The 9,736-nt window shown below is 33.0% G+C and carries 11 protein-coding genes; 3 read left to right on the top strand and 8 right to left on the bottom strand.

The window, feature by feature from the left end:
- The coding region (locus IC220_RS04975) for a transposase (RefSeq protein WP_188152743.1) at positions 1–176 on the top strand (176 nt) is incomplete at its 5' end.
- 74 nt (positions 177–250) lie between these two features.
- Here IC220_RS04975 and hslU read toward each other — a convergent pair.
- The gene (hslU, locus tag IC220_RS04970) at positions 251–1,654 is read right to left on the bottom strand and encodes an ATP-dependent protease ATPase subunit HslU (protein ID WP_304952516.1); all 1,404 of its coding nucleotides are present in this window, start codon (positions 1,652–1,654) and stop codon (positions 251–253) included.
- 7 nt (positions 1,655–1,661) lie between these two features.
- Positions 1,662–2,216 (bottom strand): ATP-dependent protease subunit HslV, encoded by a 555-nt coding sequence (gene hslV / locus IC220_RS04965; RefSeq protein ID WP_188153432.1) that lies wholly within the window; start codon positions 2,214–2,216, stop codon positions 1,662–1,664.
- 92 nt (positions 2,217–2,308) lie between these two features.
- On the opposite strand from hslV, the gene gshA reads away from it, so the two are divergent.
- Positions 2,309–3,478 (top strand): glutamate--cysteine ligase, encoded by a 1,170-nt coding sequence (gene gshA / locus IC220_RS04960; protein WP_188153431.1) that lies wholly within the window; start codon positions 2,309–2,311, stop codon positions 3,476–3,478.
- Here gshA and IC220_RS04955 read toward each other — a convergent pair.
- Genes IC220_RS04955 through IC220_RS04935 form a run of 5 tightly spaced genes read right to left on the bottom strand, consistent with a single transcriptional unit; the run spans position 3,475 to position 9,047 of the window.
- A complete protein-coding gene (locus tag IC220_RS04955; protein WP_188153430.1) occupies positions 3,475–4,878 on the bottom strand; it encodes an NADH-quinone oxidoreductase subunit N in 1,404 nt (467 codons plus the stop codon). The two genes, gshA and IC220_RS04955, sit on opposite strands and share 4 nt — an antisense overlap.
- On the bottom strand, positions 4,875–6,305 hold the full coding sequence (locus IC220_RS04950) for a complex I subunit 4 family protein (protein ID WP_188153429.1): 1,431 nt from the start codon (positions 6,303–6,305) through the stop codon (positions 4,875–4,877). Before IC220_RS04950 ends, IC220_RS04955 begins: the two co-directional genes overlap by 4 nt.
- Positions 6,306–6,309: 4 nt before the next feature.
- Complete coding sequence (gene nuoL / locus IC220_RS04945) at positions 6,310–8,166, bottom strand: NADH-quinone oxidoreductase subunit L (protein WP_188153428.1); 1,857 nt, start codon at positions 8,164–8,166, stop codon at positions 6,310–6,312.
- Between the two features lie 3 nt (positions 8,167–8,169).
- Positions 8,170–8,478: an NADH-quinone oxidoreductase subunit NuoK gene (gene nuoK, locus IC220_RS04940; protein ID WP_188153427.1), complete on the bottom strand. Its 309-nt coding sequence runs from the start codon at positions 8,476–8,478 to the stop codon at positions 8,170–8,172.
- On the bottom strand, positions 8,469–9,047 hold the full coding sequence (locus tag IC220_RS04935; RefSeq protein ID WP_188153426.1) for an NADH-quinone oxidoreductase subunit J: 579 nt from the start codon (positions 9,045–9,047) through the stop codon (positions 8,469–8,471). The genes nuoK and IC220_RS04935 overlap by 10 nt, the downstream gene beginning before the upstream one ends.
- Before the next feature lie 163 nt (positions 9,048–9,210).
- Here IC220_RS04935 and IC220_RS04930 point away from each other — a divergent pair, with 163 nt between their 5' ends.
- Positions 9,211–9,627 (top strand): hypothetical protein, encoded by a 417-nt coding sequence (locus IC220_RS04930; RefSeq protein WP_188153425.1) that lies wholly within the window; start codon positions 9,211–9,213, stop codon positions 9,625–9,627.
- Here the strand turns inward: IC220_RS04930 and IC220_RS04925 are convergent.
- Positions 9,558–9,736 (bottom strand): transposase (locus IC220_RS04925; protein ID WP_188152690.1); only part of this gene is annotated, 179 nt, incomplete at its 5' end. The two genes, IC220_RS04930 and IC220_RS04925, sit on opposite strands and share 70 nt — an antisense overlap.

The raw sequence follows: 9,736 nt of genomic DNA, 5'->3' as shown, positions 1-9,736 counted from the left end.
ATCCCGAAGCTGAAGGATTTCAGGTTATTCCAAAACGTTGGATAGTTGAAAGAACCTTTGCTTGGCTCTCCAATTTTAGGCGCATGAGCAAAGATTACGAACATTCTCCTCTTACCTCAAAAACCAATATTTTCTTTAATATGATTACCGTTATGCTTAATAAATTAGCTACTTAAATGATTTCAAGACATCTTCTAAGGTGGATAGAAGATACACTGACTATTATTCCGACTCGGAATTTATAGGCTTATTACAATATAAATTTTGATAAATCTAACTGTTTCGAGATTGATTCAAGCTTATCTTTAACATATTTACTATCTATAATAAATTTCTCACTACCTTTCTCAGAAGCTATAAAGCTTATCTCATCTAAAAGCTTTTCCATAACAGTATGAAGCCTTCTTGCACCTATGTTCTCTACTTCTCTGTTTACCGTAGATGCTATTTCAGCTATAGTATCTATACCATCATCAGTAAACTCAAGTTTTACATTCTCTGTCACCATTAGTGCTATGTATTGCTTTAATAAACTGGATTCTGGTTCTTTTAGTATTCGCACTAAATCCCCTTGAGTAAGGGCTTTAAGTTCTACTCTAATTGGTAGTCTACCTTGCAACTCCGGTAATAAATCTGAAGGTTTAGATAAATGAAAAGCACCAGATGCGATAAATAATATATAATCAGTTTTTACAGGTCCATACTTTGTTGAAACAGTTGTTCCCTCGAGCAGTGGTAACAGATCACGTTGTACTCCTTCTCTATTTACCTCTCCTTTAACTTCAGTGCGTGCTGCAATTTTATCAATCTCATCCAAAAACACTATGCCATCATTACTAGCAAGATCTATTGCTTCTTTGATTATCTTGTCTTCATCAATTAGTTTTTCACTTTCCTCATTAATCAGTATTTCACGTGCTTCTTTTACTTTCACTGTAATGGTCTTTGTTTTTTTACTTCCATTGAACATCTTTCCAACTAGTTCTGTTACATTCATAACACCAACCTGACCACCTGGCATGCCAGGTATATCAAAAGAGGGCAATATATTTTTATTCTCTCTCACATTAATTGAAACTTCTCCATCTTCACATTCTTTATTGCTTAATCTTGTTCTAAAAACTCTTTTGCTCTCTTCAGTAGCATCTTCACCAACCAAAGCATTGACTATGATTTCCTCAGCCAGGTTCAAAGCTTTCTTAGCTAAAGCTTTACGGGCTTTTTCCTTAACCAAAACTATCGCTGAATCAACTAAATCACGTATTATAGAATCAACATCACGCCCAACATATCCTATCTCAGTAAATTTTGTTGCTTCAACTTTTATAAATGGTGCACCTGCGAGTTTTGCCAGACGACGAGCTATCTCAGTTTTACCAACGCCTGTATGACCGATCATTAGTATATTTTTAGGTATAATCTCATCACGTAAAGGAAGCGGAACTTTGTTGCGACGCCAACGATTTCTTAGCGCAATAGCAACAGCACGCTTTGCATCATTTTGCCCTATTATAAACCTATCCAACTCCGTCACTATCTTTTGTGGCGGCATATCATCTAAAAAAACCTGCATGTCACAATGATCTTCACAGTAGTAATTTTTTTCATTATTATTATCACTAAATTGCCCTTCTATAGGTTGATCGTTATTCATAAGAACGTTACTCCTCTATCTTTTCAATAATTACATTATGATTTGTATAAACACATATATCAGCAGCTATCTTCATAGCCTTTCTAGCAATTTCTTCTATTGATATTCCTTCAACATCAATTAAAGCTTTTGCGGCAGATAAAGCAAAATTCCCCCCAGAACCAATAGCTGCAATTCCATCTTCAGGCTCAAGAACATCACCAGTCCCTGTAATGACTAACGAAATGGACTTATCTGCAACAATCATCATTGCTTCTAATTTCCTTAAAAATTTATCCATCCGCCAATCTTTTGCAAGTTCAACGCATGCTCGCATTAGTTGCCCAGGATGTTTATCAAGTTTTGATTCTAGCCTTTCAAAGAGAGTAAATGCATCAGCAGTTGCTCCAGCAAATCCAGCAATAACAGAATCTCCTGAAAGACGCCTGACTTTTCTTGCTCCAGACTTAATAACAGTATGGCCAAGTGAAACTTGCCCATCTCCTATCACCACTACACTATTATTTTTTCTAATTGACAGTATAGTAGTTCCATACATTTTATCATTATGTTGATGAGTCATTTTTCTGCACTTTTAGTAAAAACCTTATTATACTTAAATCTTTAGTTAAATTCACTAAATATCTGACCTACAATATAATACTTTCTGATCAAATGCAAAACGTAATTAACTTTAAATTAATAAAAAATTTATCAAACATAGACAATTGGTTTGAGGAAAAATTCAATAATTTGACGTTACCGTTCTATAGTTCAATAGACTTAAGGAACTCTCATTACAAAATTGCTGCGGTAGATGCTAACCTGTTTCCAGCAGGATTCAACAACTTAAGTGAAGAATCACAAAAAACTGCATCACAATTAATAAAGGACTATTTTGCACAATATCAATATAAAAAAGCCCTGATAATACCAGAAAACTACACACGAAATAAGATGTACATAGAAAATGTTTTTGCCATTGAAAAAATACTACAGTTAGCTGGTTTTGAAACTAAGATTGGCCTCTTTCATAATGAATTATATAACTTAATAAAATCTTATGAAATTGTTACCAAAGAAGATTCTCTAATAAAAACAAAATCAGGATTTATCCCGGATGTTATCATACTCAACCGAGATATGACTAGCCATATTCCAAGCACACTAGAAAATATCAAGCAAGACATAATACCAAACCCATTGTGCGGATGGCATGGCAGGCAAAAATCAAAATACTTTGAAATTTATGAAGAAGTCATATCAGAGTTTTGCATAGAGTTTGAAATCGACCCATGGCTTATCTCTGCACTTACAACCAACTGCAACAAAGTTAATTTTGAGGATAATTCATCACTAGAAGTATTGGCAACTAAAGTAGATCTTTTGCTGTCCTTAATACAGAAAAAATATGAGGAATATGAAATAGAAACACAACCATACGTCTTTATAAAAGCAAATAACGGAACATATGGTATGGGTATTATAACTGCAACAAGTGGTGAAGAGATATTGAATCTTAATAAAAAAAAGCGCACTAAGATGAAAAAGGTAAAAGACGGCATAAAAATCAACAGTGTCATAATACAGGAAGGTGTGCCTACCATCGATACTTTTCAAAATAGTACTGCAGAACCATCCGTATACTGCATAGGAAGAACCCCAGTTTGTTATTTATACCGCCACAATAAAAGAAAAGATATATATTCTAGTTTAAATGCGATTGATTGTGAATTTCATGATGTTAGCAGAACAGTAGGAGAAAAAACTCTGTCACTTTGGAGTATAGTAAGTAAGGTAGCAGTGTTGGCGCTAGCAAGAGAAATCAGCTCTCTGTTAGCTTAATTGATTAATAGGTGAACTAGTGAGTAAAAATCTTTTATACATATAAAAAGAATAATATTAATCAACGAAATCACCATCATCACAAAAGATAAGCCTCTATTAGAGTTGGCAACTTCATTACTACTGTGTGATTTATCAAAATACATAACTTTTATGATATTTAAATAATAATAGCATGATACAACACTCGCTACCACAAGAACTAAAGACAGTGCTATAAAACCTGAATGTATGAGACTTTTAAAGATGAAAAATTTAGTAAAAAACCCTGCAAGTGGAGGTATTCCCATCATTGAGAATAGTAATATAGAAAGACAAAATGCTAAAACTGGTTGCTTTTTGCCAAATCCAGATAGATTTGCAATATTACAATCATCATCATCCATTTGTATTAAATATGCAAATATTCCTATATTTGTAATGATATACACCACTAAATACACTAGAGCACTATCTACTCCTGTTTGTTGAAAAATAGAAAGCGCAGCAAGTATATAGCCTGCATGACCTATTGAGCTATAGGCAAATAATCTCTTCAAATTTCGCTGACGCAAAGCTCCTAAAGCTGAAATTAGTACAGACAATACTGAAACATACAGAAAAATAGGTTGCACGTATTTTTCTATACTTACTAACCCTTCATTAACAAAACGCACTAAAAATGCTATGAGTGCAGCTTTTGGTGCTGTCGAAAAAAATGCATTTACTATAGTGGGAGCACCTTGGTAAACATCAGGAGCCCACATATGAAAAGGTGCTATAGCCAGCTTAAAGCACAGCCCAACGAAAATAAAGATTAAACCAAAAATTACCCCATAATTTATCTGGTTGTTCAGTAAAAATATACTTAACTCAGAGAAATTGGTTTGGCCTGTATATCCATAAAGCAGAGACATCCCATATAGCATAATGCAAGAAGACAATGCACCGAGTGTAAAATATTTCACACCAGCTTCACATGAATAAAGTGAATCCCGATTAAAACATGCAAGCACATATAGAGAGATACTCATCAATTCAAAAGCTAAATAAAAAGAAATTAAACTGTTTGCTGATACTAAAGTTATCATACCAAATAGTGCAAAGAGAATTAATATAGAAAACTCATACTTATAGTTATATTTTGATAAATTTAGTAATAAGAGTATTGCTATCCCTGCAGCAAGAATCAGTGCTTGTGCTGATCGTATATATAAATTAAGTTTCAGCAGCGAATTAAAGAGAAAAATTTCATTATTTTGTGCTGTGCTGACCAACATAATAAAAGTCACTGCTGTACAGCCAAGTGCTAACAAATTAATGGCACGATAATTAAGTACAATCCCCAGCAATAACAGGCTTAATAGAGAGATAATATAAAAGGTTTCTGGTAATATCTGTATGTAGTGATAATAATTCATAAAATATTACATCCAATCAATAAGTTACTTACATATAGTTTTAAATAATTCAGCACAAATGTTGGATAAATTCCAAGCAAAATAACAAACACTGCGAGTAAAATTAAAATAAACAGCTCTATTTTATCAAGATCGTCATTTAAGTTGGAATAACTTATTCCCCATATTATTTTTTTACATAAACTCAACATGTAAATTGCACTTAAAATGACGCCTAGTGCTATGAACCCTGTAATAAACCTCATGCTCTTAAACATTCCAAGCATGGACAAAAACTCACCTATAAAACCAGATGTTCCAGGTAACCCTATAGAAGCCATTGAGAATAAAATAAACATATAACCAAACTTCGGCATTGTGTTTACTATACCACCATACTTTTTAATTTCCAAAGTTCCAGCTCTAGTATATAACATCCCAACACATAAGAACAACGCGGTAGAAATCAAGCCGTGACTAATCATTTGAAATATAGCACCAAGCACCCCTTCTTCCTGGAAAGAAAAAAGCCCAGCAGTCACAATACCCATATGAGCTATTGAAGAATATGCTATTAATTTTTTGATATCATCTTGAGCAAACGCAACCAGAGAAGTATATATCACTGCTATTATACTCAACACAACAACAAGATTTGAAAAATATAAACTAGCTAAAGGAAGCATTGGTATAGAGAATCTCAAAAATCCATAACCTCCCATTTTGATAAGTATACCCGCTAAAATCATCGATCCAGAAGTTGGAGACTGCACATGTGCATCAGGAAGCCAGGTATGAAATGGAAACATTGGAACTTTTATTGCAAAAGAGATAAAAAATGCAAGCCACAATAACACCTGCACCTTAAGCTCAAGGCCTGGCATTAGCGTAGTTAACTCTTGTATATCAACTGTTCCAAAAGTATTATACACATATACTAATCCAAGCAAAAATAATAACGACCCAGTAAGGGTATAAAGAAACAATTTAAATGTTGCATATACTCTCTCTTTGCCACCCCAGATTCCAATAATAAAGAACATTGGTATTAACACAGCCTCAAAAAATACGTAGAAGCTTATAGCATTAAGAGAAATAAAAAAGCCAATTATGAAGCTTTCAAGTAATAAGAACAATGCCATGTATGATTTAAGATTCGCATAGTTCATTTTGCAATTATAGACCATGCAAATCACAAATAAAAAAGTTGTCAGTAAAAGAAAAATCAACGATATTCCGTCTACTCCTAAGGCAATATTCTTAATTGGATAGCTGATAAATTGAAAATCTGCGTTGTTATAATCAAACTGAATTAAAATGAGAATATTAAGTAAAAATGGCAATATAGTGAAAAATAAAGATATAAATCTTGAATAGTAATCAACTTTTGCCAAAGATAAAATTAATGCTCCTATTAATGGAATTAAGAATATACTAAGTAACAACACTGTCTTATTTCACCCCAATAATATATAAAGCACCTATTATTAAAGTCACAAACATGACAAGTGCATAATCAAATATGTACCCGGTTTGTAACTTGATAGAACCTCTCGAACACTTATCAACTAATCTGACAACACCATTTGGTCCAAATGAATCAATGACTTTAATATCGCACTCCCATAAAATTTTGGATATAAATCTCACTGGTATCACTATAATAAACTCATATATCTCATCAAAATACCACTTATTTCGTAAAAATTTCAGTAGCAGTCTATTCTTAATATGTTTTATAAGTTGAAAATGATAAATAAAATATGCATATAATATTCCACTTAAGCTTACTAAAATTGGTAGCAGCTTTATAAAATAATTATCAACTGGATGTTCTGCAGCAACCACTAAACTTGATTGCCAAAATACATTGCTAGTCACGTTTAAAATACTTACCCCCCACATTCCAGAAAACAGCGCCCCAAAAGCAAGAATAGCTAATGGTATAAGCATAATTCTTGGTGCTTCATGCACAATTGGACTACTTTGTTCTTTACCATGAAAAACAAGAAACTGCAATCTCCATGAGTAAAATGATGTAAACAAAGCAACAATCAAACTCACCACAAAAGCAAAACTATTTAAATCATAAGCATGTTCAATTATTAAATCTTTTGAGTAAAAACCTGCAAATGGAAATATTCCAGATAATGCGAAAGATCCTATACACATTAAAGTGTAAGTATAAGGAATTTTTTTCCAACAATTGCCCATTTTTTGAATATTTTGTTCGTGATGCATTGCATGGATCACGTTACCTGCCCCAAGAAATAGCAAAGCTTTAAAGAAAGCATGTGTCATCAAATGAAAGATGGCAATATTGTAGGCGGAAAGACCACATGCTATAAACATATAGCCAAGTTGACTACATGTTGAATACGCAATAATCTTTTTAATATCATCTTGAGTCATTGCAACGGTTGCCGCAAAAAACGCAGTGAGCATACCCACTATCACTATTATTTCTCGCGCCACATTGGAGAATTCAAACAGAGGAGAACATTTTGCAATCAAGAAAACGCCAGCTGTTACCATGGTTGCTGCATGAATCAATGCAGATACGGGAGTTGGTCCTTCCATTGCATCTGGTAACCAAACATGTAAACCCAATTGGGCTGATTTTCCCATACAGCCAATAAAAAGCAATATGCATATTACATGAACTGTATTAAATTCGCAGCAAAGAACCTTAATTTTTTGATAGCCGAGCATATCAACCGTGCTAAATATATGAGCAAATTCCAAAGAGTTAAATGTGTAGTAAATAAGAAAAATACCAATCAATAGGAAAAAATCCCCTATCCTATTGACAACAAAAGCTTTGATCGCTGCATTGTTTGCAGAATATTTTTTAAACCAAAATCCTATCAATAAATAAGAACATAAGCCAACTCCTTCCCAACCAAAGAAAAGTTGAATGAAATTATCACTAACTACTAGAGAAATCATGCAAAAAGTAAAAAGTGATAAGTAGCAAAAAAATCTCGACTTTCCCTGATCATGTTCCATATATCCAATAGAGTACAAATGCACTACAAATGAAACAGTGGTAATGACAATCAACATCACGGAGGAGAGAATATCCACATCAATTGCCCAATTTAATTTTAGGATGCTCAATGAAAGCATAGGAAATAGGTTCAGATGGTAATTCTCAGAAAATGTAAGAAATAAATACCAAGATAAAGCTGCAGATATTCCAATTCCTGCAGTTGTAACTAATTGACTGAAGATACCCCTTCTAAAAAAAGCTGCAAATAATGAGCCAAACAGAGGAAAAAATACAATTAACTTCAGTATATTCATCATACTTTATTCTTTCATTAAATTTGCCTGCTCAATATCTATATTACCACGCTTTCTGTAATATATCACCAATATTGCAAGCCCTACACCTGATTCTGCAGCAGCAACAGTTAACACAAACATAACAAAAATTTGTCCAGCTATATCGTTCATAAAAACAGAAAAAGCTACCAAATTTATATTAACTGCTAGCAGTAATATCTCTATTGATAATAATATATTTATTATACTCTTTCGGTTGATACAAATACCGCATACTCCGACAGTAAACAGAATAGCAGCTACTATTAAAAAATGGTTCAATCCTATTTCCATTCTACTCCTTTCCCCAATTTAGCTTTAACTAACTTTACAGATGAAGACTGCATTAACTGCTTTAATAAATCCTGCTTTTTAACTCCCTTCTTCTTGTCTTGCAAAGTGAGAACTATTGCACCAACTATTGCAGCAAGCAATACAATACCAGAAATGTGAAAAGCATACATATAATCAGTATATAGTACATCACCAATAGCTTTTATATTACTAGCATTATAATTTATAGTACTACTGATATTTGGCGTTGAGTTATAAAGCACAAAAATCATGACTAGAAAAAATACAGCACAAAGGATAGCACCAATAACATAATGTTTTGTAAAACCTTGATGTACCCTGACATCAAGCATCATCACTACAAAAAGAAACAACACTGCAACTGCACCTATATATACTATGAGTACCATCATAGCAATAAATTCTGCTCCGAGGAGAATAAATAACACCGCAGCATTGACAAACGTAAAAATCAAAAACAACACTGAATGCACTGGATTTTTTGCACCGATTACACAAATAGAAGATAAAATACTCAAGGCTGCAAAAAAATAAAAGAAAAAAGACATCTACACTTAACTATAGCAATAACTACTAGTTAAAATAACTATCACTTTAAAGTCAATATTATATTAAATATATTGACTTCAAAATTTGATGAGTCAATACATCGTTTTTTTACTTTTTTCCTATATAACACTCTTATTGTTTTTATACTTAAAAGGAGTTATTATGACAACACCGTGTTTATTGAATAATGTGGAAACCACACTACAAACAAATCTTAATACCCTAAACAGTAAGATTGAAGAAATAAAAGGTGACCTACAACAAAATCTAGAAACATGTTTACAAAATATAAGCAAAGAAATAACTAAAGTTGAAGAAAATTTCCTTGGACCAAAGGGTCAAACAACCCAGACAACAGACCCTAAACCTACTACAGCTGATGGTGTGCATAATCAACCTTCTGCTAGTGATTCAAAAGAAGCTCATTCAATAAGCCAGCAATCTGTTCAGCAAGACACACCAGTAGCAACTGCTCAATTGGAAGAGCAGCACTTAGGTAGTGTCGACATTTATTTTAACCAAAGATATATAGAAGCAATATGGACAAAAGATAAGAAAGAAATAGCTAATTTATCATAACGAGTAGCAACCCTACGAAAATTCTTGAGTTTATTGAACATTCTTTCGATGAGATTTCTCTCTTTATAAAGCTCTTTATCGTATTCTCTTGGTGTTTTTCTATTGGAAC

It is taken from the genome of Wolbachia endosymbiont of Pentalonia nigronervosa (genome assembly GCF_014534705.1).
Taxonomy (GTDB): domain Bacteria; phylum Pseudomonadota; class Alphaproteobacteria; order Rickettsiales; family Anaplasmataceae; genus Wolbachia.
This window is presented reverse-complemented; position numbering and strand designations above follow the sequence as displayed.